This window comes from Flavobacterium gossypii, from assembly GCF_014138495.1.
In the GTDB taxonomy this organism is placed as follows: domain Bacteria; phylum Bacteroidota; class Bacteroidia; order Flavobacteriales; family Flavobacteriaceae; genus Flavobacterium; species Flavobacterium endophyticum.
Window position 1 is genome coordinate 430,434 of the sequence record NZ_JACJIS010000001.1, and the last position, 21,737, is coordinate 452,170.

The window sequence follows — 21,737 nt, forward strand, 5'->3', positions numbered from 1 at the left end:
ATATCCATATCCTGAATATCCTTTTTGCTTTTGATTATGATTGAAAACTGCCTAGTTGTTAGCAATAAATGGTTTCAATTGTGACTGGATCAAAACTTGCAATTCTGCTACTTTGTCTCTTGCATTTTCTACTGCTGGGACATTGTTTGTAACGGCATCGGTGAAAGTTCCAGGGATGGCTTCGATTGCTGCAATAGCGCCGTCGATTTTCGCCTTGATGTTAGCATCCAAAGCGCTGTTTTTTGGAGCAACAATATCAGTCAGTCCTGAGTTTGTACCTCCATTAAAATCACCTAAATAGATGTTTTTGATACTTCTCATGTTGTCAGCAAAATCTTTTTTAGAGTTGTTGCTGAAACGTGATTCTTCTTGAGAAACACCTTCGTCTAGTGGCGTTTGGATTTTTCCTGTAGAAACCTCATCAGCAATCGTGATCAATCCGTTGATGATTTCTTCTAAAGCTGCTTTTTGTGAAGCATATCCTTGGTTACCTGTATTTCCAGCATTGATGAAATGTCTTGCGAAGTTACCTCCTGATTCTTTCCAACCGTCATACAGAAGCTGTGTATTGTTTTGCAAATCAGCAGCTGCGGCTCTCAAATATTCCAATTCTCTAGCTGTCAAAGCGCTTGCAGCTTTGTTTCCGTTAATTCCCCAAACTAAATATTCGATCAAGTGGAATCCGCGTGCTTCTACGTTTGATTCGATAGTTGCTGTCGTGATTGGGTTACCGCTGTTCAAGATGTCGTTCATCGCGTTAACATCAACTGGCCAAGTATCCATCGCAGGGTCGATTCCTCCTGTGTCTACTGGTCCGTATAAAAATCCTTCTGATTGTTCCCAAGGAGATCTTGTCGCTTTCCAAGCTTCTTTTACCGCTGTCAAAGCTGTTTCGTTTCCGATTGTCAGAGCATTTACAGCTGTTTTTAAAGCGATTGCTTTGTTATTCAAATCTTCGTACGTTTTAGTGATTACGTCTTTCGACAAATCTGTAAGTACTTCTGAATATAATCCTGCATTAGGGTCTGTTCCAGAAGAATCATCATTATTACTGCAATTCACTAACATTACAGAAGACATTGCCAATAAGCTCAGGCTAAAAATTCTCTTTTTCATTATGTTCAAGTTTAAAATATTGGTTAGTAATTATTTTAGAATGAAAATCCGATTCCTGCTGAAAAGGTATTTTCTTGTTGTTTTTTCCCTGTGAAAGCCAATGTGTTTGGATCGAAGTTTTCAGAACCTAGCCTTCTGTTTTGGTAATGTGCTTTTAATACAATCTGTGGGTGAACGAACCAGTTGAAGCCTCCCATGATGGCACTTCTTTCCCATCTTGGCTTTTTGACTACGGTTCCTTCGACTTCATTCATGGTATCATAGTAGTCGTAGCGTACGAATGGATAGACTTTTTGTTTTGTCGTCTGGTTGAAGAAATGCAATACTTCGTAACCGCCTTCAAACGAGAATCCTAAAGCATTTTTCCCGACAGGCGTTCTCTTCACGCCCAAATTGTTAGAAAGCGAAGCATTTTTTGCTGTGACGATGTTTGAGTTTTCAAGATTTCCCCATAATACGATGGAATTGAATCGAAGGTAGTCTTCATCATATGTGATATGCCCTTCAAAAATCATCACATAAGCCGATTCTTTCATGTCATTCTTCGGACGGTTAGCCGCCGCATCGTTGATGTAAGCTGAAGCTCCGAAATAAGTGTATTTGTTTTTTCCGAATTTATAATCCAAACGCCCGGTGAAAGCCCAAGAATTTCCATTTGACATTTCGAAACGAGTCTGGTAGCCTTCTTTAATCCAGCCTCTTGAACTGAATCCTGAAGCATCAAGACCGTTCGTGATTGAGAATTCATATTTTACTCTTTTCAGGAAAGTTCCGTGAAATTGCACTCCGTTTTCGTACCAGCCCAACGGCAGGATTTCGTTTTCCATTTCCTGACGGTGCGTCGTAAAATAAGAAATTGGACGGTCTAAATCTTGAGCCAATCCGAAGTGTATTTTCATCCTACCCGCCCTAATATTAAAATACGGACGGATGGCAAAATTGATATGAATCTGCTCGATTTTTACTTCTCCTCCTGCTTCGATTTCTTGTTCGTATTCACCAAATTCTTCTTGAGTATCCAGCTCTACTGTAGATCCGGTACCACCATGCTCAAACTCGATTTCTGACTTGAAGCTGATCCAATCGTTGAAATTGTAGCCTAGATACAGGTTCAGACGTTCTGCATCGAACTTGTCTTTCATGTTGGGATCCGTATCGAATTTTGTGTAGTTATAGTAATTCACGACTCCGTAGCCGCTTAAAGTAAAGTTGCTCCAATTGAAAAGTGTTTTGTTTTCTTTGGCAAAATCTTTCTTGATTTCTGCTTTTAATTCTTCGCGGAGTTCTTGTTTTATTTCTGTTTTTATTTTTTCAATATCTAACGAATCCGTCTTTTGGGCAAACAAACAAACTGACGCAAATAAGAAGAAAAATAGTACTGCTTTTTTCATTGGAAAATAGAATTTAGCGCAAATCTATAAAATTATTTAAATACAGTCTAAATAAAAATAGAATATTTTTTAACTTAATTTTAAGAACTTGATTTTGAAATAATTAAAAAATATTTTCAAAAAAATCAATCTATTTTAAATAAGTCTAAATAAATATTAAATACATTTGTCCAAAATTTATTAAGAAATTACGCTCTCCAAACAAATGGTACGCCAATTTATTTACAAGCAAATAGATAATAGCCAGCTAGTTGTATTTCGGATTTTATTCGGAGCTCTTCTTCTATGGCAAGTACTCGATTATGCTTTATCTGGATGGGTGAAGAACAATTTTATAAAACCTTCTTTTACATTTTCACATATCGGCATAGAATGGTTGCAACCGCTTCCTGGCAATGGCATGTATTATTATTTTGCTTTGATGGAAGTTTCGGCCTTGTTGATTTTGATCGGGCTGCAATACCGTATGAGTATTATAGTATTTACAATTTTATGGTCGGGTATTTATTTCATGCAAAAAACGACGTATAACAACCATCATTACCTCATCATACTGATTTGTTTCTTGATGTGTTTACTGCCTGCTAACGCCTATGCCTCTATCGATTCAAGAATAAATCCCAAAATAAAGAGTTTCACAATGCCTTCTTGGTGTTCGTGGATAATGGTATTGCAGATTGCCATTGTTTATTTTTATGCCTCAGTCGCCAAGCTGTATTCGGGATGGATGGACGGTTCTTTTACCAAAGGAATGCTAGCAAGGCATGCGCCTGATTTCCTAAAAGATTTTTATGCTCAAGAATGGTTTTATCTTTTTATCGCTTATGCCGGGCTAGCCTTTGACTTTCTTGTCATTCCACTGCTTCTCTGGAAGAAAACACGCAATCTTGCTCTTGTGGCTTCTATCCTCTTTCACATTTTCAACAAAGCACATTTGGGGATAGGAATTTTTCCTTTTTTGGCGTTGAGTCTTATCGTGTTTTTTTATCCGCCAGAAACCATACGAAAGTTATTTCTGTGGAGAAAGCCTGAAGCAATAGTCAATGAAGATGGTACGGAAGGAAAGAAAGTCATCCAATGGATACTCGTCCCCTATTTCGTCCTCCAACTACTGCTGCCCATCAGGCATTACGCTATAAAAGGCGATGTACTTTGGACCGAAGAAGGCCACAGATTAAGCTGGAGAATGATGCTTCGTTCCAGAAAAGGAACTACGAAATTCAAGGTCGTTAACAACCAGACTAAAGAAGTCAAATTCTATAAGCTCAAGAAAATCTTAACCAAAAAACAAATCAAGGGCATGCAGTCCAAACCTGACATGATCTGGCAGACAGCACAAAAGATTCGGGAAAAATATGCGCGAATTGGAAAAGACGTCAGCGTTTATGCAGATTCAAAAGTTTCGATAAATCACGGCGAAGCAAGAAGGCTGATCAATCCCGATGTGGATTTAGGCAGGGTCAAGTGGAATTATTTCTGGCATAACGACTGGATCTTATTGTACGACAAAAACGGAAATCTTATTCATTAATACAATCACTTTTAACACCAACCTTATGAAAAAAACAATACATTATTTAGTCGCCGGATTAGCAATTGTCCTTGGAGCTTTCTTTATCTACAAAGGCCTTGACAAGCATTTTCTTTCAGAATGCAAAGTATATGAACCGGACAGTCCGTTGCCATTAAACTATCGAAATCTGATAACAGCACTATGCACCTCTGGGTTCACCAAAGTAGTCGGAATTTTAGAAATCGCTTCGGGAATTCTCCTGATTATTCCAAGAACAAGATTGCTGGGCAGCATCATTTTACTTCCTGTAATCATTACTATTTTTCTCTTCCACTTGCTTATTGACAACCGTCCGCACGAGCTTGTAGAAACCGGAATTCCTCTTTTCGTAGCCATTGTGGTTTTTGCTTCTTATTATGACGTCTGGAAAGTCATTCTTACCGGAAGAAAAAATTAATCCAATCAAATCCCCACAATGAAATCATTACTTTTTAGTGCTATTATGCTTGCCACAACGAGCATGATTGCACAAACAATCACTTTAGGAAACGGTACTTCATCAGGTACATCAGCTCCAGTCGCTTCTTGGTATAATTCTTCGGCAACTGAAAGTATCTATACGGGAACAGAAATTGGTACGACTGGAATTATCACTAAAATTTCCTATCAAAAAGCATCAGGTTCTTCCACCATAGAGCCGAATGTGAGAATCTATATGAAGACTACTGAATTGGCTGTAATCGGAACAGCGGCATATTCTATCGGCGATAGTAATTTCAGCAATTATACGCTGGTTTATGAGGGAACAATTCCAAATGCTACGCCTTCAGGTACAATGGAAATTAGCTTACAGACTCCATTCTTTTTTACTGATGGTTCAAAAAACCTATCCGTTCTAGTCGTTGGTTCAACATGCATTTCTTCTGGAAGGCCTCAATATCGATACACGACAACACCTTCTAAAATGTCGGCAGGATTTACAGATGGAAGCATCGGGTGTGACGGAACCAATACTTGGAATTCTACTTCGTCTATGTCGCCAGTTTGGGAACGTCCGAATTTGGTATTGACACTCCAATCTTCACTTTCACTTGGAGAAACTATTTCAGCGAAAGACGATGTACAGATTCTTGCACAAAACCAACAATTACAAATCTCTTCAGAAAAAACAATTATCTCAGAAATTACTGTTTTTGATCTTTCAGGCCGAAAACTTGCAGCAATCAAAAGCAATTCAGAAACGGCTACCATCGACCTAAACTTGGCCAAACAAGTTCTGATTGTACAAATCAAGACTGCCGACAACCATATCATCAATAAAAAAATAATCTTCTAGAATGAAAAATATTTTGCTACTGTTTCTGCTTACTGTCAGCTTCCCTGCTTTTTCGCAAAAATGGAACACTTCAATTGCAGAAGCAAAATCAATCGCTTCTAAAGAAAGTAAGCCAATCGTACTCGTATTCTCTGGGTCTGATTGGTGCGCTCCGTGCATCAAGCTTGAAAAAAGCGTGTGGCAATCGGAAGAATTCAAAAAAGAAGCCAATAACAATTGGGTCTTGGTCAAAGCCGATTTCCCTAAAAAGAAAAACAATACACAGTCGGAAGAGCTGAAAGCACAAAACCGAGCCTTGGCTGAAAAGTACAACAAGGAAGGTTTTTTTCCGCTCATTGTTGTACTTGACAAAACTGGAAAAGTCTTGGGAAAGACAGGCTTCAACAGCATCAAAGCCTCAGAATATATTTCTTTGATCAAATCTTTTCTTTCCAAATAATGAAAAAAGCGGTTTTACTGATTTTCCTCTTAAGCACAACAATTCTTCAAGCCCAAATCGTTCGAAAAAGGACAGTCAAGCTAATGGGAAGTCGTTTTGATATTACGATTTCCGCAAAATCAGCTCCTGATGCGGAAGCTTATATCGATACGGCGATTACAGAAATTGAGCGGATTGAAAACGTAATATCCGAATGGAGAGCAGAAACGCTAGTTTCAGAAATCAACCGAAACGCAGGAATCAAACCTGTTAAGGTAACTCCAGAGCTTTTTGGCCTGACCGAAAGAGCTTTAGGATTTTCAAAACTAACAGATGGCGCGTTTGACATCAGCTTTGCTTCTATGGACAAAATCTGGAAATACGATGGCTCGATGACCGAGTTGCCTTCAGAAGAATCGGTCAAGAAATCAGTGCAAAAAGTCGGCTACAAGAACATCATTCTCGACAAAAAAAACAGCACGATTTTCCTAAAATTGCCCGGAATGAAAATCGGTTTTGGTTCCATCGGAAAAGGCTATGCTGCCGACAAGACCAAAGAATTAATGGTTTCTAAAGGCGTAACAGCAGGGATAATCAATGCTTCCGGAGATATGAATACGTGGGGAAAACAGCCTGACGGAAAAGAATGGACTATCGGAATTACAAATCCGATGAACCAGAACAAAGTCTTTGCGACATTTCCTTTGTCTGGAAATGCCGTGGTCACTTCGGGTGATTATGAAAAATTCGTCATGCTGAATGGAAAAAAATACTCGCACATTATTGACCCTCGTACTGGTTATCCGGCTCATGGTCTTTCAAGCGTAACAGTTTTTGCTTCTAGCGCTGAATTGGCCAATGGACTTTCGACTTCGATAATGGTCATGGGAAAAGATGCGGGTTTAAATTTAGTCAATCAGATTTCAGGCATGAGCTGCGTAATTGTTGACGAAAACGGCCAGATTTTTTACTCTGACGCGATTGACATAAAAAAATACCAAAAATGAAATATACGCTATTGATTTTCTTCTGCTTGTTGATCCTGCAATCTTGCAAGAGTACGCAAGTTAAAGAATATGAAAAACAACATATTAACGATCCCGAGATGAAGCTTTCTGCCAAAACAGCAGAACGGCACGAAACAAATTTTCAAGTCTATCGTGAAGGCGCTTCAGGTGCCAACGGAGGCAAGACAGGCGGAGGCTGTGGCTGCAACTAATGTATACTATACGAAAAATTATTTTTGTTTTTTTACTGAGCATCAGCGGATTTGCGCAAGAAAACGATTCTACAGAGGTGGTCTATAAAAGGCGTCTTCTTGAAGCATCCGAAATTGAATTTATCAGCAGTTATTACAAGCAAGACGGAAGCCATTCTGCTGTTTCAGGCGGCATTGGAACAGAAAAACTGACCGACGTAGCTTCAAACATTGTTCTTACAATCCCTTTGAATGCAGATAATGTCTTGACAATCGACGCTGGATTTTCTGCCTACACTTCGGCTTCTTCCAGCAATATAAATCCATTTTTTACGGACGGAAGTTACGTCGATAACGGCAACAATACTGGAGCATCGCGCGGTTATGCCAAAAGCACAAAAGACCTGAATAGAGATAGCGACGACGACGATGACTACGGAACGACACAGCCCTTGCCGTATGGCAGTCCCTGGATTGAATCGACTGGGGCTTCTAGAAAAGACGTTTTGACCACATTGTCTGCCAACTACAGCCACAGTTCGGATGACAGGAACCTAATTTGGAACGGGAATCTGTCTGTTTCAAGAGAATACGATTACCAGTCCTTTGGTTTTGGCGGCGGAATTGCAAAATTGTTCAATGAAAAAAATTCTGAAATTTCAATAAAAGCCAGTGCTTATTTGGACAAATGGAAAGCCATCTATCCTACAGAACTTCATGAATATGCCAAATACGGCTTCAATTTTCAAAATAACGGCTATTTTGAAAACGTAACGGTTTATGACCAGTACGGGCTTGAATCTAGCAATTACCTTCCGTTCTATTTCTCTGAATTTGATAATGAAAAAAGAAATTCATACTCGCTGTCGCTAGGGTTTTCACAAGTGCTTACGAAAGAACTGCAGGTTTCGATTTTCATGGATGTGCTGTATCAGGAAGGCTTGCTCTCGACTCCTTATCATAGAGTCTATTTTGCAGACAAAGCGAACTATTACATAGGCCAGAAACGCTATATTCCTCTTTATGATACGCCGCAAAACAAAGGTGTTTACAGGCTTGCCGATGATGTAGAACGATTGCCTGATAATCGATTCAAATTGCCGCTTGGAGCAAGGCTGAATTATTATATCAATGACTTGATGGTATTGAGGACTTATTATCGCTTTTATTCCGATGACTGGGGGCTTGTGTCGCATACGGCCAGCATCGAGCTTCCCATAAAAATCTCGAATTCTTTTACGGCTTATCCGATGTATCGCTTTTATACCCAAAAGGCGCTAGATTATTTCGCACCATTTGAACAGCATTATTCCAGCGAAAAGTATTATACCTCAGATTATGATCTTTCTTCGTTTGACAGCCATCAATATGGGGCAGGATTCAGCTATGCGGCTGTATTTTCTCCGTTTAAAATTTTCAAGTTTGGATTGAAAAACGTCGATTTCAGATACAACCATTACAGCCGAAGCGACCAGCTAGAAGCCGATATTTTTACAATCGCCATCAAATTCGTAAACCAATAAACCAATTATATCACTCTTTTAAAAATCAAAACAATGAAAAAAATTACAGCTATTATTTTATTAATCCTTTCTGGACTCATCCTTTCCAATTGCAATAAGGATGACGAAAATGCTCGTGATGGCGGAAATTCAATCATCGGGACATGGAAAATTATTGAAGAATATACCGACGGGACTGCCGTGAGCCTAAACAGCTGCGCTTTGCAAGAAACTTATATTTTCGGAGCGGAGCAATTTACACACGAGATTTATTCGAATTCTTCCAGAAGATCTGGAGCTTCTTCTGATGATGAAGGAGATGACGATGGCGGCGATGATAACAGCGACGATGAAGATGATGATTCTAGCGATGACCATGGGGATGATGGAAGCGATGATACTTCAGATGATACCTCTGACGACGTGTCTGATGATAATGACGACAATCCGAGCGGAGAATGCTTGATGCAAGATCAAAAAATAGGTTTCTGGACGGCACAGAATAATAATTATGTCCTTACTGTAGATGGCATTTCAGAAAACCTGACGATTCATTTTACTGATGCCAATAACAGATTTTATTATGAAAAGACCATAACTGTTAGTGGAGTTACAAAAGTAAAACGCTACGTCTTCCAAAGGCAATAAGACATTCCCCAAACAAAAAAGCTGTTCATTTAGAACAGCTTTTTTTATAGATTTTCGTGTAATTTCTTAAAGTAGTCAAAGGCTTTAAACACACGACTTCCGTACCAAGAAAACATTTCGCCATCGACGAAAATCGTTTTGGCATGATGCGTATGTCTTCCCAATTCAAAAGCATGCTCGTCTTTAAACGGGAAAGGTTCTGAAGAGAGCAAGACTAGATCAGGGTCGCCCTGGATTCGCATCTTCTGAACGACAACTTCAGGATACCTGCCTTCGTATTTTGGATTGTTATCGTAGATGTTTTCAAACTTATTCAGTTTCAGCAATTCATTGATAAAAGTATCGCCGCCAGCAACCATATATGGATTGGCCCAGATGAAATAGGCTACTTTTTGGACTTCTTTATCTTTGATAAAATGCTGAAAATCGGCCAAAGCAAAATTGGTCTTGTCAATCCATTTTTGAGCTTCGGTACGTTTGTTGAATAACTGTCCGAAATCTAAAATCATCTGCAGATTGTCTTCAATAGTTACAATATTAGTCACCCAAACAGGGCAGATTTTCTGTAGTTCTTCAACAATTTCTAAGGTATTTTCTTCTTTATTCGCAATGATAATATCCGGCTGAAGAAGCCGTATTTTTTCATAATGGACTTTTTTTGTTCCTCCAATAATTTTCTTGGTCGATTTTAAATGGTAAGGATGCACGCAGAATTTGGTTATTCCGATAATACTTTCCTCTAAGCCTAAATCAAACAGCAATTCCGTTTGCGACGGCACTAATGAAATGATTCTTTTCGGCGCTGTCTCAAAGGCAAACTGATTTCCTAATTGGTCAGTATAGGTTTTCAATGGCTATTCTTTTATCTTATTATTAATTCCGTTAGGAAACATAATCGCCAGCAATACGAAAATAAGCAGAAAGTTAAATTCCACTCCATTTCTTCCACCGCCGACAACGAACCAGCCTTCGCTAAAATGAACCATGACGATTCCTATAACCAAAATAAAAATGGTAACAATCGATGCCAGCTTAACATATTTGTTCCAGAGCAACAATACAGCCGCTGCCACATGCGACAATTTGATCAGCCATGCCAGAAAAACTCCGTAAGGTGCAAAACCTACCGTATTCAGATACAGATTACCAAAATCATTAATGCCATTGTTAAACATGCCCGGGACGCTGTGCATGATCAAGATTACGGCAACGGCAAAACGAAGGATAAAAGTTCTGTCCATAGAGATTTATTTGAGGATGGCTTCCATTTGTTGCTGTATTTTTAGAGCTTCTTCTCTAGCTTTTTCCGCAAAATCTTTTTCTTGCGAAGCATAAATAATTCCTCTTGAAGAATTGATCAGCAAGCCTACATTTTCAGACATTCCGTATTTGCATACTTCCGATAGGCTGCCGCCTTGAGCACCAACACCAGGAACCAATAAGAAGCTGTTTGGAATTATCTTTCGAATCTCAGTGAAATATTCCGCTTTGGTCGCACCTACAACATACATCAGGTTTTCAGAATTTTTCCATGACTTAGACGTTTCGATTACTTGTTTGTAAAGCTCTTTTCCGTCCACAGATTTGGTCTGGAAATCAAAAGCACCTTCATTAGAAGTCAGTGCCAAGAGTATCGTAAATTTATCTTCCACAGCTAAAAAAGGCTCAACCGAATCTTTTCCCATATAAGGCGCTACAGTTACCGAATCAAAAGCCATATCTTGTAGAAATGCTTTGGCATACATAGCCGAAGTATTTCCGATATCGCCACGTTTTGCATCCGCAATCGTAAAAATCTCTGGATGTTTCTGATTGATATAGGCAATAGTTTTTTCTAACGAAATCCAGCCTTTAATACCATACGCTTCATAAAAAGCAGTATTCGGCTTATAAGCAACAGCAAGGTCATGCGTAGCATCGATTATGGCTTTGTTGAATTCAAATATCGGGTCTTCTGTTGCTAGAAGATGTTGCGGAATTTTATTTAAATCCACATCAAGGCCGATGCAGAGAAATGATTTTTTTTGGCGAATTTGTTCAGTTAGTTGTTGTGTTGTCATTGCTTGGAAAAGGTTAATTTTATAAAAAAAGCCCCAATAATGAGGCTTGTTTATTTTAGAATACTTCGCTGGCTTCTTTTAATTTTTCGGTATTGCTTACCAATTGAAGCTCGTCTACAATTTTATGGATATCTCCATTCATGATATTTCCTAAATCGTATAACGTCAATCCGATTCTGTGATCCGTTACACGCCCTTGAGCGTAATTATAGGTACGGATTTTTGCAGAACGGTCACCCGAGCTTACCTGCGAACTACGTTTTTGAGCATCTTCTTCCTGTTTTTTAGCTAATTCTTGCTCATACAGACGAGAACGCAAAACGGTAAATGCTTTGTCTTTATTTTTGTGCTGTGACTTTTCATCTTGGCATTGCGCTACCAATCCTGTCGGAATGTGCGTCAAACGAACAGCAGATTTTGTCGTATTTACCGACTGTCCACCAGGTCCTGATGAACAGAAAAAGTCAATACGGACATCATTCATATCAATCTGCACGTCAAATTCTTCCGCTTCTGGCAAAACCATTACCGTTGCTGCCGAAGTATGCACACGACCTTGTGTTTCCGTCTGCGGAACACGTTGCACGCGGTGTACGCCTGCTTCAAACTTTAAAGTACCGTAAACATCATCGCCAGTTACTTCAAAAATAACCTCCTTGAAACCTCCAGAAGTTCCTTCGTTCATGTCTACAACTGAAGTTCTCCAGCCTTTGCTTTCGCAATATTTAGTATACATACGGAACAAATCTCCGGCAAAGATACTCGCCTCATCACCACCTGTTCCGGCACGAATCTCAACCATTACGTTTTTGGCATCTTCCGGATCTTTTGGGATCAGCATGAATTTGATTTCTTCTTCTAGTTCTGGCAATCTCTGTTTGGCTTCATCCAACTGCATTTTTGCCATTTCAGTCATTTCTGGGTCGCTACCGTCAGCAATAATTTCGTTTGCTTCTTCGATGTTGCCCATTATATTTACGTACTCGTCACGCTTTTCAGCAAGCGCTTTTAAGTCTTTATATTCCTTGTTCAATTGAACATAACGCTTCTGGTCGGCAATCACATCCGGCTGGATGATCAGATCCGAAATCTCGTCAAAACGCTGTTTTACAATCTGCAATCTATCTAACATCTTTTTCTTTCCTTTGTTTGGAGTGCAAATTTACAAAAAAATTGTTTACGTTTTATGGAGCAAGGCCATGAGATTTTTTACTTACTTTTGAAATAAAAACGTTGATTATGGAAAATTTCGACTGGACAAAATTTACAAGAAAAATTGCAGTAAAATCAAGCATTTCAAAACTTTATGATGCCTGGACAAAAAGTTCTGAGATAGAAAAATGGTTTCTAAGCAACGCTTCTTTCTTTGATTTAGACGGAAAAAAGATTCATGCTGACAGCCCTGTAGCTAAAGGTTTTTCTTATGAATGGCGATGGTTTTTATATGAGGATGTTGAAAAGGGAAAGATTACAGAAGCTAATGGTGCCGATTTCGTGCAATTTACGTTTGCCGGAAATTGTCTTGTCGACATAAAACTCTCTCAAGAAAATGATTATGTTATTGTGGAACTGACCCAGAAAAACATTCCGACCGACGAAGGCTCAAAAAGAGACATTCGCTTGGGCTGTCACACTGGCTGGAGCTTCTACCTAGTCAATCTAAAATCGGTTTATGAAGGCGGACTCGATTTAAGAAACAAGGATGAAAATACATTTCCTATGGTAAACAATTAGGGATGGACTATAAACTTTATTCACCAAACAATAGGCTTTCGAAATACATTCGCTGTTATTGGAGTCTCGACAACCTGAAAGATTCCACGCCTCATTCGAGAGAACGGATTTTTCCTGATGGTTGTATCGAGCTGATTTTTAATCATGGCGACTTATTTGTTACCTATAATCCTAAAGGTGAGGCCGAAGTACAGCCAAAAAGCTTTATTCACGGACAGCTTAAAAAATTTATCGAAGTACAAGGAATAGGAAAAGTGGGGATTTTCAGCATCCGATTTCAGCCTCCTGGATTACAACCTTTTATTGATCTTCCTGTCAGCAACCTGACCGAAGTCTTCATGGAGGTTTCAAAAATCTGGAAAGAAGGAAGTCTTTTAGAAGAAGACATGAACCGTTGCCAAAGCAATGACGAGCGCATTACCGTAATCGAAAACTTTCTTGAAAGCAGACTCGAAAATGCTCCTAACAATGACGACATCGAACGCTGTGTTGAAGAAATCATCAAATCGGACGGAATGATTTCTATAGAAAAACTAACCGAAGATCTGAACACAGGAAAGCGACATCTGGAACGAAAATTCCTTTCTAACGTCGGATTAAGCTTGAAATTATTTTCAAGAATCATCCGATTCAACAATGCCTTACAGCTGATTGAAAATAAAGATTTTAGGAATTTTACTAATGTCGCCCACGACGGCGGTTTTTATGACCAAGCCCATTTTATCAAAGATTTCAAGTACTTTACGGGACTAAATCCGAAGCAATATTTCTCTGAAAATCTGGAAATGGCAAAATATTTCAACTTAGAATAAGTCCAAGTCGCTTTTTTACAATTTTTATCCGTGCCAATTTCCCCATATTTGCATACAAACAAAAACAGAACATTATGAAAACAACTTTTTATGCAATAGCTATCTTGGCAGCAATTTCTGCTGTTTCTTGTAAAGAAGCACACGATGCAAAACTGCCTCCTGTTGAACCTACACCAAAAAGCTTTGCTGAAATCCAAAAGGCAAACTGGTTCTTGGGACGTTGGGAAAACAGTTCTAAAGAAGGCAATATGTCTGAAATCTGGACCAAAGAAAACGATTCTACTTTTCACGGAGAAAGCTACTTCGTCATCGGAAAAGACACTGTCTTTGCTGAAAGCGTACGATTGTGGCAGAAAGAAAACCAGCTGGTTTATGAAGTTTCGGTAAAAGGCCAAAACGATGAAAAGCCTGTCGACTTTGCCCTGACTTCTTCTTCTGACAAACAGTTGATTTTTGAAAACACTAAACACGATTATCCAAATAAAATCACCTATAACAAGATTACAAATGACAGCCTTGTAGCAGAAATTTCTGGAATGAAAGACGGAAAAGCAAAAGCAGAGCAATTTCCTATGAAAAAAGTTCAATAGCTTTACAAACGAACAAAACAATAAAACAATCAAAAATGGCACAAGTAAATCCTTATCTTACTTTTAATGGAGACTGCGAAGCAGCGTTTCTATTTTACAAATCTGTATTTGGTGGCGAATTTTCATATATCGGAAAATTCAAAGACATGCCTTCAGAACAGCCGCTTCCTGATGGAACAGGAGAATTAATCATGCACGTTTCACTGCCTATCAGCAAAGAAACTGTATTGATGGGAAGCGACACAAGCGAAGCTTTCGGACAGCAAGCAGCTATTGCAGGAACCAATTTTTCAGTTTCTATCAATACAGAAAGCGAAGCGGAAGCTCAAAAACTTTTCGACGGACTTTCTAATGGCGGGAAAGTAACTATGCCGCTAGAAAAAACTTTCTGGGGTGCCTTTTTCGGCATGTTCATAGACAAATTTGGTATCCTTTGGATGGTGAATTATGATTATGAACAGAAATAAATTAAGATACAGAGCCTCGTTTAAAACGGGGCTTTTTTTTGCCTAGCACTTTAGAAAAGTAAAGTATATTTGCGGCATCTTTTTTAAAAACTACCATGAAGCAACAAAAAATAAGAGGACTGCACCGCGACTTAGGCTATTTCTATATCGGATTGATTATTTCTTTTGCCTTTTCGGGCATCCTGATGAACCACCGAGAAAGCTGGCATCCTGAAAAATATACGATTGAAACAAAATCGATTGAAGTAAAATTACCGTCGGAAGAACTCATCAGCGAGAAATATGCCGAATCGTTAGGCAAAGAATTCGGAATCGACGACAAAATCAGGCGTCACTCCATAAAAAAAGGAACATTCAAGATTTCTTTCGAAAACCACGATGTAGAAATCGATATGGCTTCTGGAAAAGGAGAAATTGTCGCTTTCAAGAAAACGCCTATCATTAGCCAAGCCATGAAGCTGCATAAAAACACTTCGGAATGGTGGATCTACTATTCAGACATTTTTGGAATTTCATTAATCCTAATTGCAGTAACAGGAGCATTGATGATTCCGTATGGAAAATTCACGTTCAAGCAGAGAGGCTGGAAATTAGCCATTGCAGGCGTCGTCTTTCCACTGCTCTTTTTGTTCTTATTGAGCTAAAATAAAAAACCTCGTTTATTGCTAAACGAGGTTTTTTTATGTTTTAGGAGAATATTACTTTGAATTTTCTTCTGCCGGAACTTCTTCTTTCGCTTTTGGAGCTGGAGCTTCTTTTGAAACCAAACCTTTAGCCTGAAGCATATTGTACCAGTTCAATACTTTTTTGATATCTGACGGATATACTCTGTCTTGATCATAATCTGGCAAAATTTCCAAGAAATAAGCGGCTAATTTTGCATTGTCTTCTTTGTGTGATATAGCAGGACCATTGTCTTCTTTTACTGCAATAGCTCTCATTACTTCAGCCAATGGTTTTTCTTGATCGTAGGTATACATAGAGATTTCTGAAAGAAGGCTCACATTACTTCTTAAACCGACAGTAATTTTCTTTCCGTCAAGCAAAGATTCTGCAACAAATCCCGTACGAGTTTGAAGCTTTAAAGCGTATAAACCTGGCTTGCCAGAAATGGCTAATATTTTTTCTAAATTCATTTTAAAGATATTTTTATAATTGAAATTAATTTATGTTCGTATTATCTGCCTTTTTTGGCAACAAACTTCATTTTATAATCCGGACGCGTTTTTCCATCCATGATGTTTTGAAGTTTTTTCTTTATTAACTGTTTTTTTAGCGAAGATATTTTATCTGTGAATAAAATTCCTTCAATATGATCGTATTCGTGTTGGATTACTCTGGCAATCAAACCATCGTATTCTTCTGTTCTTTTATTGAAATCATCATCAAAAAATTCAATTGTGATTTTTTCATTTCTGTACACGTCTTCACGTACTTCAGGAATACTTAGGCAGCCTTCGTTAAAGCCCCATTCTTCTCCTTCTTCTTTCAGCATTTTTGGATTGATGAAAGTCATCTTGAAGTTTTTTAGTTGTTCTTGTTCTTCAGCATCTAAATCCTCATCATCCGCAAACGGAGAAGTATCAATAACAAACAGACGCAAGCTAAGGCCTACCTGCGGCGCTGCAAGACCGACTCCATAAGCATTATACATCGTGTCATACATATCAGCAACCACTTGCTTTAGGTTAGGATAATCGCTCGGCACTTCCTCTCCTACTTTCCTTAAAACCGGATCACCGTATCCTATAATTGGTAAAATCATTTCTTTTGTATTGAATTATAAAGAATTAGCAGGGTTTCTGCAAAATTCAGAGGGCAAAAATAGTGAAAAAAGATAATAGATGGTAATCTTTTAGTAACATCGAAAGCGTTAAATCTTTATTTTTTTAATTCCGAAAATGTTTATCAATTCCTATCTTTGCTAGGAACCGCTTCGCAATGATTCAGAAAGTCCGAAATTTTACCGACAGCACCAATTTTTCCAATGCCTTAAAAGTAACTTTGGCATCAGCTATTCCTGTACTTTTATTTTCTTATACCGGAAATTTCCAGATAGGATTCAATATTGCCCTCGGGGCTTTTTTGACCTACCCGAGCGATATTCCAAGTAACAGGAAACATCGAATAAACGGTATTTTGGTCGCTGCATTAATAGTAGCCGGAAACAATCTGGTTGTCAATCTCCTGTATCCGCTGCCGTGGATATTGTATCCTGCCATTGCGGTCATGATTTTCTTTTTCTCTATGATTTCGGTATATGGCCAGCGTGCGACACAGGTTTCGTTTTCTGCGCTGCTGTCTATTTGTTTGGCTTTTGGGCACATCCACGAAGGGTGGGAAATGCTACAATATTCAGGATTGATGCTGGTAGGCGGCTTGTTTTACCTTGCCATATCATTGACTTTTAATTACATCAGGCCGCATCGCTATGCCGAATTGCAGATTGCGGAATGCATACGCCTCACTTCAAAATACATGAAGCTTCGCGGCGATTTATGGAAAGTAGATTCCCCACGTGAAAAAATTATTGAAAAACAATTGTATCTGCAGGTCGAATTGAATACCATTCATGAAAACTTGCGTGAGATTCTGATTCGTAACCGAAGTAATTCTAACGGTACGTCTGACCAAACGCGAAAGATGACCTTGGTTTTTATCTCTTTGATGGAGATTTTAGAGCTTGCTTTGTCGACCTCTTTCGACCACAATAAGCTGCATCAAAAATTTGCAGACCATCCGAAAGTCTTGGCAACTTACCAAAATTTGGCGTATAATCTGGCCTCATCACTGAAAGCTATTTTCAAGAGCATAGAAAGCCATAAAAAATACATTCCGAAGAATTCGCTTCTCAAAGATCTGGAAGCACTCGAGAAAATCATTTCAGATTACGAGAAGGAATTAGGAAAAGAAAAAGCTTCTGAAGGTGTATGGATGCTTTCGAATATGCTCCATTATGCCGAAAAGCAGATCGAGAAAATCAAGATTGTCGAGCGTGCTTTTATGCCGAACTTCAACAGCAATGATTATAAAGGAAGAGATAAGAACCTCGATAAGCTATTAACTCCGCAGTATTATCCGTGGAGTACACTTAGGGAGAACTTGAGTTTTTCGTCAACCATTTTCCGCCATTCGCTGCGACTGACATCCACAATCATGATTGCGTTCTTGATTGGAAGCCTGTTCCCGTTTCAAAATGTATACTGGATTTTGCTGACGATTGTCGTGATTATGCGTCCAGGCTACGGACTGACAAAAGAACGTTCTTTCCATAGAATTATAGGTACTGTAGCGGGCGGACTTATTGCTTTTGCCCTATTATTGTTTGTGCAGAATCACATTATCATTGGAGCCTTGGCTATCACAGCAATGATTTTAGGCTTTACGTTTACTTCTATCAATTATAAGATAGGCGCTACTTTCGTGACGATTTATGTGGTTTTTGTATACGGAATCATTACGCCGAACATCAACGATGTCATCCAATATCGAATTCTAGATACTGTTGTCGGAGCTGGACTGGCTTTCTTGGCGAATTACTTTTTCTGGCCTTCGTGGGAATTTATGAACCAGCCAATTTACATCAAGAAGTCGATTGAAGCCAACCGCGATTATCTCAACGAAATTTCGCTTTTTTACAACAACAAAGGCGATGTGACGACATCTTACAGAATTGCCAGGAAAAATGCTTTTATAGAAATCGGAAACTTGATGGCTTCTTTCCAGCGTATGACGCAAGAGCCAAAATCGAAACAAAAACAAGTACAGCAGGTATATAAGCTTGCCGTGTTAAATCATACGTTACTTTCTTCTTTGGCTTCTTTGGGAACTTACATACAGACACACAAAACATCTAAAGCTTCCGAAGCATTTAATGTCGTGGTACAGACTGTAATAAAAAACCTGAATTATGCCATAACTTTTGCCGATTTGGAAATTACAGAAAAGATGGCAAACAGCGATACCAACGAGGACTTAGCCATGCGTTTCACGGAATTGAAGAATATGCGCGCCAAAGAATTAAAAGAAGCGCATCTTTCTGAAGATGACGAATTCCAGCTTAAAATGCAGGAAGCACAGCTGGTTATCGAGCAACTGGTATGGCTTACAAATCTTTCGGAAAGTATTGTAAAAGCGTCTAAGCAATTACATCAGACAAAATAGCAAAAGCCCGAAATTCTTACGAGTTTCGGGCTTTTTTATATATTTTTTTACAATTTAAAGCGTATCCAGTTTTAAAACTTGCGCAGAATGTTCTCTTACTTGTTTAAGCAATGCCTCATTTTCATTGAGTGAAATTCCGTAAGAAGGAATCATTGCTTTTAGCTTGTCTTGCCATTCTGTTGTTTTTTCATGTTCTGTAAAACATCTCTGAATCAGGTCCAGCATAATTGAAACAGCAGTAGAAGCTCCCGGAGAAGCGCCTAATAATACGGCTAAAGAACCATCGCCAGCCGTTACAACTTCTGTCCCGAATTCTAAAACACCACCGCCATTCTCTCCTTTTTTGATAACTTGGACTCGCTGTCCGGCAGTTTCCAAAACCCAGTCTTCCATCTTTGCATCCGGCAAGTATTCTTTTAAGGCTTGAAGCCTATCTTCAGGAGATTGGCGCACTTGGTCGATCAAATATTTGGTCAGCGGCAGATTATGAAATCCTGCAGAAAGCATTGGTATCAGGTTGTTTGTTTTAATCGAAAGCGGCAGATCTAAATAGGACCCATTTTTCAGAAATTTAGTCGAAAATCCGGCATACGGACCAAACAATAATGCTTTTTTACCGTCAATCATTCTAGAATCGATGTGCGGTACCGACATTGGTGGTGCACCTACAGAAGCTTTGCCATATACTTTAGCGTTATGCTTCGCGATTATTTCTTCGTTTACGCACTTAAGCCATTGTCCGCTTACAGGGAAACCGCCAAAACCATCTCCTTCCGGGATGCCTGCTTTTTCAAGCAATGGCAGTGATCCACCTCCGGCTCCGATAAAAACAAATCGAGTTTTTACTTTGGTCTTGTCGCTTTTTTCGAGATCTTTTATTTTCAATTCCCATCCTCCATTACTTCCTTTTTTCAAGCTTCTTACCTCATGATGGAAATGCATATTCACGCCATCGAGAGTTTTTAGATAATTAAAGATATTTCGGGTCAGCTCTCCAAAATTCACATCGGTTCCGATTTTCATCGAAGTTGCAGCGATTAAAGATTTTGGATTTCGACCTTCCATGACCAAAGGCATCCAAGACTGGATTACTTCTCGGTCTTCAGAATACTCCATCCCTTTGAAAAGGCTGTATTGTTGCAAGGCATCGTATCGTTTCTTCAAGAAATCTACATTTTCTTCGCCCCATACAAAACTCATGTGCGGAATACTCTTGATAAAGTTTTCAGGATTTGAAATCAGATTTTTCTCTACCAGATAGGCCCAAAATTGTTTTGAAACTTCAAAAGATTCGGCAATTTTTACCGCTTTTTTAGTCTCGATCTCTCCATTAGGAAGTTGAGGCGTATAGTTTAATTCGCAAAAAGCAGAATGGCCCGTCCCGGCATTATTCCATGCGTCGGAGCTTTCGGCAGCAGCCATATCAAGCCTCTCGTAAATTTCAACTTTAATATTGGGATTCAGTTCTTTAAGCAGCAAGCCTAAAGTAGCGCTCATGATTCCGGCGCCGATTAAAACCACATCCGTTTCGGTTTGTAAAGTTGTAGTTGTCATCACAAAATTTTTGTCGTGCAAAGATACTTTGAAAGATGCAAAAATTCTGTTATTTATACTAAATTTAAATAGGAAAAAGGATTTTTGACAAAATAAAAATAAAATCTAGAATTTTTTTCTAGATAAGTAATCTTGAAGCATTATTGTTGCCGAAATTTCATCAATTAGTGCTTTTTTTTGCCGTTGCTTTTTTTTGAGCCCGCTATCAATCATGGTCTGGAATGCCATTTTTGACGTAAACCGTTCATCAACCCTTTCGATTGGGAGGTTTGGAAAATTAGTTTTGAATTTTTCTACAAATGCCTCGATAATTTTTGTGCTTTCCGATGGCGTATAATCCATCTGTTTCGGCTCGCCTATCAGCACTCTTTCTACCTTTTCTTTTGCAAAATAATCTTTGAGGAATGTGATTGCCGTTTCAGAAGGAACTGTGGTCAATCCAGACGCGATAATCTGCATCTCGTCGGTCACAGCAATTCCTGTGCGTTTTTGTCCGTAGTCTATAGCTAGAATTCTTGGCATTTTTAGTTTTTCTTTTTATTTTCTAAAATTATTTTTTTAAGCCTACCCAATTCACCATTCATATTAAAACAATCTGTGACTGCCTGTTCATTTGAAAAACTAAACAATTGGCATTCGAAGCAAATTTTTGCCATTCCAGTTTCCATTTTATTTTTTTTAAAAATAAAAATATCTCTATAGAGAGGCGCACAAGCATAAGCCCAACTCTCCTTACATTTTTTTTCTGTAAAAATTTTATTTCTTAATTCATTATAATATTTGGGATTAATAACATTTTCCTGTTTATCTACAGATTTAATAGCTTTTTCAAATTTTACTTTCTCCTCTTGGGTTATAGGACAAGGATCTTCTAATAAACAGGAAAGTAGTTTACCTTCTTCTGAAACACTATCTACATGGACTAAATCTAAAAAGTCCTTCTCAGAAATCGAAATTTGATAATGCGTAACTTCATCAAAATCAAAAAAAGGTTTGTTAGGAGTTATTTTTTTATTTAATTCCAGCCTATAATTATTGTTTTCTTCATCAACAGATTGTTGTTTTTTACAAGAAATAACTGCAAAAGCAACTAGCAAAAGAATTGTATTCTTCATAAAATAAATTAATTGCTTCAAAATTACATTTTTATTTTCCCAATCTCAAAAGCATCGAAAAAACAATTGCTTTTTAGTAAGCTTCAGCAAATCTTGACTAATCTTACGAAGCTTTTGTA

General features: G+C 38.5%; 25 protein-coding genes. 14 read left to right on the forward strand and 11 right to left on the reverse strand.

Going from position 1 to position 21,737, the window contains the following annotated elements:
• Nucleotides 1-51: 51 nt before the first annotated feature.
• Nucleotides 52-1,116: an imelysin family protein gene (locus GGR22_RS02055; RefSeq protein WP_182492366.1), complete on the reverse strand. Its 1,065-nt coding sequence runs from the start codon at nt 1,114-1,116 to the stop codon at nt 52-54.
• Nucleotides 1,117-1,151: 35 nt separating this feature from the next.
• Nucleotides 1,152-2,507: an autotransporter outer membrane beta-barrel domain-containing protein gene (locus GGR22_RS02060; protein WP_182492367.1), complete on the reverse strand. Its 1,356-nt coding sequence runs from the start codon at nt 2,505-2,507 to the stop codon at nt 1,152-1,154.
• Nucleotides 2,508-2,712: 205 nt separating this feature from the next.
• Between GGR22_RS02060 and GGR22_RS02065 the strand changes: the two genes are divergently transcribed.
• Genes GGR22_RS02065 through GGR22_RS02100 form a run of 8 tightly spaced genes read left to right on the forward strand, consistent with a single transcriptional unit; the run spans nt 2,713 to nt 9,122 of the window.
• Nucleotides 2,713-4,038: an HTTM domain-containing protein gene (locus GGR22_RS02065; protein ID WP_182492368.1), complete on the forward strand. Its 1,326-nt coding sequence runs from the start codon at nt 2,713-2,715 to the stop codon at nt 4,036-4,038.
• A gap of 25 nt (nt 4,039-4,063) precedes the next feature.
• Entirely contained in the window at nt 4,064-4,477 is a 414-nt protein-coding gene (locus tag GGR22_RS02070) for a DoxX family protein (protein WP_182492369.1), read from the forward strand.
• Nucleotides 4,478-4,495: 18 nt separating this feature from the next.
• Nucleotides 4,496-5,356, forward strand: coding sequence for a T9SS sorting signal type C domain-containing protein (locus tag GGR22_RS02075; protein ID WP_182492370.1), 861 nt, complete (start codon nt 4,496-4,498; stop codon nt 5,354-5,356).
• A 1-nt stretch (nt 5,357) separates the two neighbouring features.
• Nucleotides 5,358-5,795, forward strand: a complete 438-nt coding sequence (locus GGR22_RS02080) for a thioredoxin family protein (RefSeq protein WP_182492371.1) — start codon at nt 5,358-5,360, stop codon at nt 5,793-5,795.
• Nucleotides 5,795-6,781, forward strand: a complete 987-nt coding sequence (locus tag GGR22_RS02085; RefSeq protein ID WP_182492372.1) for an FAD:protein FMN transferase — start codon at nt 5,795-5,797, stop codon at nt 6,779-6,781. Before GGR22_RS02080 ends, GGR22_RS02085 begins: the two co-directional genes overlap by 1 nt.
• Nucleotides 6,778-6,993, forward strand: a complete 216-nt coding sequence (locus GGR22_RS02090; protein ID WP_121374751.1) for a DUF4266 domain-containing protein — start codon at nt 6,778-6,780, stop codon at nt 6,991-6,993. The genes GGR22_RS02085 and GGR22_RS02090 overlap by 4 nt, the downstream gene beginning before the upstream one ends.
• Nucleotides 6,993-8,495, forward strand: coding sequence for a DUF3570 domain-containing protein (locus GGR22_RS02095; protein ID WP_182492373.1), 1,503 nt, complete (start codon nt 6,993-6,995; stop codon nt 8,493-8,495). The genes GGR22_RS02090 and GGR22_RS02095 overlap by 1 nt, the downstream gene beginning before the upstream one ends.
• Before the next feature lie 33 nt (nt 8,496-8,528).
• Nucleotides 8,529-9,122 carry a hypothetical protein gene (locus GGR22_RS02100; RefSeq protein ID WP_182492374.1) on the forward strand — a complete coding sequence of 198 codons (594 nt, stop codon included), beginning with the start codon at nt 8,529-8,531 and terminating at the stop codon, nt 9,120-9,122.
• Nucleotides 9,123-9,166: 44 nt separating this feature from the next.
• Here GGR22_RS02100 and GGR22_RS02105 read toward each other — a convergent pair whose 3' ends face one another.
• The 4 genes from GGR22_RS02105 to prfA are packed head-to-tail and all read right to left on the reverse strand — an operon-like array spanning nt 9,167 to nt 12,314.
• Nucleotides 9,167-9,973, reverse strand: a complete 807-nt coding sequence (locus GGR22_RS02105) for an ABC transporter substrate-binding protein (RefSeq protein WP_182492375.1) — start codon at nt 9,971-9,973, stop codon at nt 9,167-9,169.
• A 3-nt stretch (nt 9,974-9,976) separates the two neighbouring features.
• Nucleotides 9,977-10,363, reverse strand: coding sequence for a DoxX family protein (locus GGR22_RS02110; protein ID WP_182492376.1), 387 nt, complete (start codon nt 10,361-10,363; stop codon nt 9,977-9,979).
• Nucleotides 10,364-10,369: 6 nt separating this feature from the next.
• Nucleotides 10,370-11,182 (reverse strand): orotidine-5'-phosphate decarboxylase, encoded by an 813-nt coding sequence (pyrF, locus tag GGR22_RS02115; protein ID WP_182492377.1) that lies wholly within the window; start codon nt 11,180-11,182, stop codon nt 10,370-10,372.
• Nucleotides 11,183-11,237: 55 nt separating this feature from the next.
• Nucleotides 11,238-12,314, reverse strand: coding sequence for a peptide chain release factor 1 (prfA, locus tag GGR22_RS02120; RefSeq protein ID WP_121374757.1), 1,077 nt, complete (start codon nt 12,312-12,314; stop codon nt 11,238-11,240).
• A gap of 107 nt (nt 12,315-12,421) precedes the next feature.
• Between prfA and GGR22_RS02125 the strand changes: the two genes are divergently transcribed.
• The 5 genes from GGR22_RS02125 to GGR22_RS02145 all read left to right on the forward strand — a co-directional run bounded on the left by GGR22_RS02125 (nt 12,422) and on the right by GGR22_RS02145 (nt 15,429).
• Nucleotides 12,422-12,916, forward strand: coding sequence for an SRPBCC family protein (locus GGR22_RS02125; RefSeq protein WP_182492378.1), 495 nt, complete (start codon nt 12,422-12,424; stop codon nt 12,914-12,916).
• Nucleotides 12,917-12,918: 2 nt separating this feature from the next.
• Nucleotides 12,919-13,728 carry a helix-turn-helix transcriptional regulator gene (locus GGR22_RS02130; protein WP_182492379.1) on the forward strand — a complete coding sequence of 270 codons (810 nt, stop codon included), beginning with the start codon at nt 12,919-12,921 and terminating at the stop codon, nt 13,726-13,728.
• A 74-nt stretch (nt 13,729-13,802) separates the two neighbouring features.
• Complete coding sequence (locus GGR22_RS02135; protein WP_182492380.1) at nt 13,803-14,318, forward strand: DUF6265 family protein; 516 nt, start codon at nt 13,803-13,805, stop codon at nt 14,316-14,318.
• A gap of 35 nt (nt 14,319-14,353) precedes the next feature.
• Nucleotides 14,354-14,785: a VOC family protein gene (locus GGR22_RS02140; protein ID WP_182492381.1), complete on the forward strand. Its 432-nt coding sequence runs from the start codon at nt 14,354-14,356 to the stop codon at nt 14,783-14,785.
• 95 nt (nt 14,786-14,880) lie between these two features.
• A complete protein-coding gene (locus GGR22_RS02145) occupies nt 14,881-15,429 on the forward strand; it encodes a PepSY-associated TM helix domain-containing protein (protein WP_182492382.1) in 549 nt (182 codons plus the stop codon).
• 54 nt (nt 15,430-15,483) lie between these two features.
• On the opposite strand, the gene GGR22_RS02150 is transcribed toward GGR22_RS02145, so the two are convergent.
• On the reverse strand, nt 15,484-15,921 hold the full coding sequence (locus GGR22_RS02150) for a DUF5606 family protein (RefSeq protein ID WP_121374763.1): 438 nt from the start codon (nt 15,919-15,921) through the stop codon (nt 15,484-15,486).
• A gap of 41 nt (nt 15,922-15,962) precedes the next feature.
• The gene (gene def / locus GGR22_RS02155; RefSeq protein ID WP_121374764.1) at nt 15,963-16,550 is read right to left on the reverse strand and encodes a peptide deformylase; all 588 of its coding nucleotides are present in this window, start codon (nt 16,548-16,550) and stop codon (nt 15,963-15,965) included.
• Between the two features lie 176 nt (nt 16,551-16,726).
• Here def and GGR22_RS02160 point away from each other — a divergent pair, with 176 nt between their 5' ends.
• Entirely contained in the window at nt 16,727-18,949 is a 2,223-nt protein-coding gene (locus GGR22_RS02160) for an FUSC family protein (RefSeq protein WP_182492383.1), read from the forward strand.
• A 54-nt stretch (nt 18,950-19,003) separates the two neighbouring features.
• Here the strand turns inward: GGR22_RS02160 and GGR22_RS02165 are convergent, their stop codons facing one another.
• The 3 genes from GGR22_RS02165 to GGR22_RS02175 form a co-directional block, all read right to left on the reverse strand.
• A complete protein-coding gene (locus GGR22_RS02165) occupies nt 19,004-20,503 on the reverse strand; it encodes a malate:quinone oxidoreductase (RefSeq protein WP_182492384.1) in 1,500 nt (499 codons plus the stop codon).
• A 105-nt stretch (nt 20,504-20,608) separates the two neighbouring features.
• Nucleotides 20,609-21,025 (reverse strand): Holliday junction resolvase RuvX, encoded by a 417-nt coding sequence (gene ruvX / locus GGR22_RS02170; RefSeq protein WP_182492385.1) that lies wholly within the window; start codon nt 21,023-21,025, stop codon nt 20,609-20,611.
• Between the two features lie 2 nt (nt 21,026-21,027).
• Nucleotides 21,028-21,618, reverse strand: a complete 591-nt coding sequence (locus tag GGR22_RS02175; protein WP_182492386.1) for a hypothetical protein — start codon at nt 21,616-21,618, stop codon at nt 21,028-21,030.
• Between the last annotated feature and the right edge of the window lie 119 nt (nt 21,619-21,737).

Bases quoted from the DNA above. Each gene is read 5' to 3' on its own strand.
- GGR22_RS02055 (WP_182492366.1), bottom strand. From the start codon at position 1,116: ATGAAAAAGAGAATTTTTAGCCTGAGCTTATTGGCAATGTCTTCTGTA.
- GGR22_RS02060 (WP_182492367.1), bottom strand. From the start codon at position 2,507: ATGAAAAAAGCAGTACTATTTTTCTTCTTATTTGCGTCAGTTTGTTTG.
- GGR22_RS02065 (WP_182492368.1), top strand. From the start codon at position 2,713: ATGGTACGCCAATTTATTTACAAGCAAATAGATAATAGCCAGCTAGTT.
- GGR22_RS02070 (WP_182492369.1), top strand. From the start codon at position 4,064: ATGAAAAAAACAATACATTATTTAGTCGCCGGATTAGCAATTGTCCTT.
- GGR22_RS02075 (WP_182492370.1), top strand. From the start codon at position 4,496: ATGAAATCATTACTTTTTAGTGCTATTATGCTTGCCACAACGAGCATG.
- GGR22_RS02080 (WP_182492371.1), top strand. From the start codon at position 5,358: ATGAAAAATATTTTGCTACTGTTTCTGCTTACTGTCAGCTTCCCTGCT.
- GGR22_RS02085 (WP_182492372.1), top strand. From the start codon at position 5,795: ATGAAAAAAGCGGTTTTACTGATTTTCCTCTTAAGCACAACAATTCTT.
- GGR22_RS02090 (WP_121374751.1), top strand. From the start codon at position 6,778: ATGAAATATACGCTATTGATTTTCTTCTGCTTGTTGATCCTGCAATCT.
- GGR22_RS02095 (WP_182492373.1), top strand. From the start codon at position 6,993: ATGTATACTATACGAAAAATTATTTTTGTTTTTTTACTGAGCATCAGC.
- GGR22_RS02100 (WP_182492374.1), top strand. From the start codon at position 8,529: ATGAAAAAAATTACAGCTATTATTTTATTAATCCTTTCTGGACTCATC.
- GGR22_RS02110 (WP_182492376.1), bottom strand. From the start codon at position 10,363: ATGGACAGAACTTTTATCCTTCGTTTTGCCGTTGCCGTAATCTTGATC.
- pyrF (WP_182492377.1), bottom strand. From the start codon at position 11,182: ATGACAACACAACAACTAACTGAACAAATTCGCCAAAAAAAATCATTT.
- prfA (WP_121374757.1), bottom strand. From the start codon at position 12,314: ATGTTAGATAGATTGCAGATTGTAAAACAGCGTTTTGACGAGATTTCG.
- GGR22_RS02125 (WP_182492378.1), top strand. From the start codon at position 12,422: ATGGAAAATTTCGACTGGACAAAATTTACAAGAAAAATTGCAGTAAAA.
- GGR22_RS02130 (WP_182492379.1), top strand. From the start codon at position 12,919: ATGGACTATAAACTTTATTCACCAAACAATAGGCTTTCGAAATACATT.
- GGR22_RS02135 (WP_182492380.1), top strand. From the start codon at position 13,803: ATGAAAACAACTTTTTATGCAATAGCTATCTTGGCAGCAATTTCTGCT.
- GGR22_RS02140 (WP_182492381.1), top strand. From the start codon at position 14,354: ATGGCACAAGTAAATCCTTATCTTACTTTTAATGGAGACTGCGAAGCA.
- GGR22_RS02145 (WP_182492382.1), top strand. From the start codon at position 14,881: ATGAAGCAACAAAAAATAAGAGGACTGCACCGCGACTTAGGCTATTTC.
- GGR22_RS02150 (WP_121374763.1), bottom strand. From the start codon at position 15,921: ATGAATTTAGAAAAAATATTAGCCATTTCTGGCAAGCCAGGTTTATAC.
- def (WP_121374764.1), bottom strand. From the start codon at position 16,550: ATGATTTTACCAATTATAGGATACGGTGATCCGGTTTTAAGGAAAGTA.
- GGR22_RS02160 (WP_182492383.1), top strand. From the start codon at position 16,727: ATGATTCAGAAAGTCCGAAATTTTACCGACAGCACCAATTTTTCCAAT.
- GGR22_RS02165 (WP_182492384.1), bottom strand. From the start codon at position 20,503: ATGACAACTACAACTTTACAAACCGAAACGGATGTGGTTTTAATCGGC.
- ruvX (WP_182492385.1), bottom strand. From the start codon at position 21,025: ATGCCAAGAATTCTAGCTATAGACTACGGACAAAAACGCACAGGAATT.
- GGR22_RS02175 (WP_182492386.1), bottom strand. From the start codon at position 21,618: ATGAAGAATACAATTCTTTTGCTAGTTGCTTTTGCAGTTATTTCTTGT.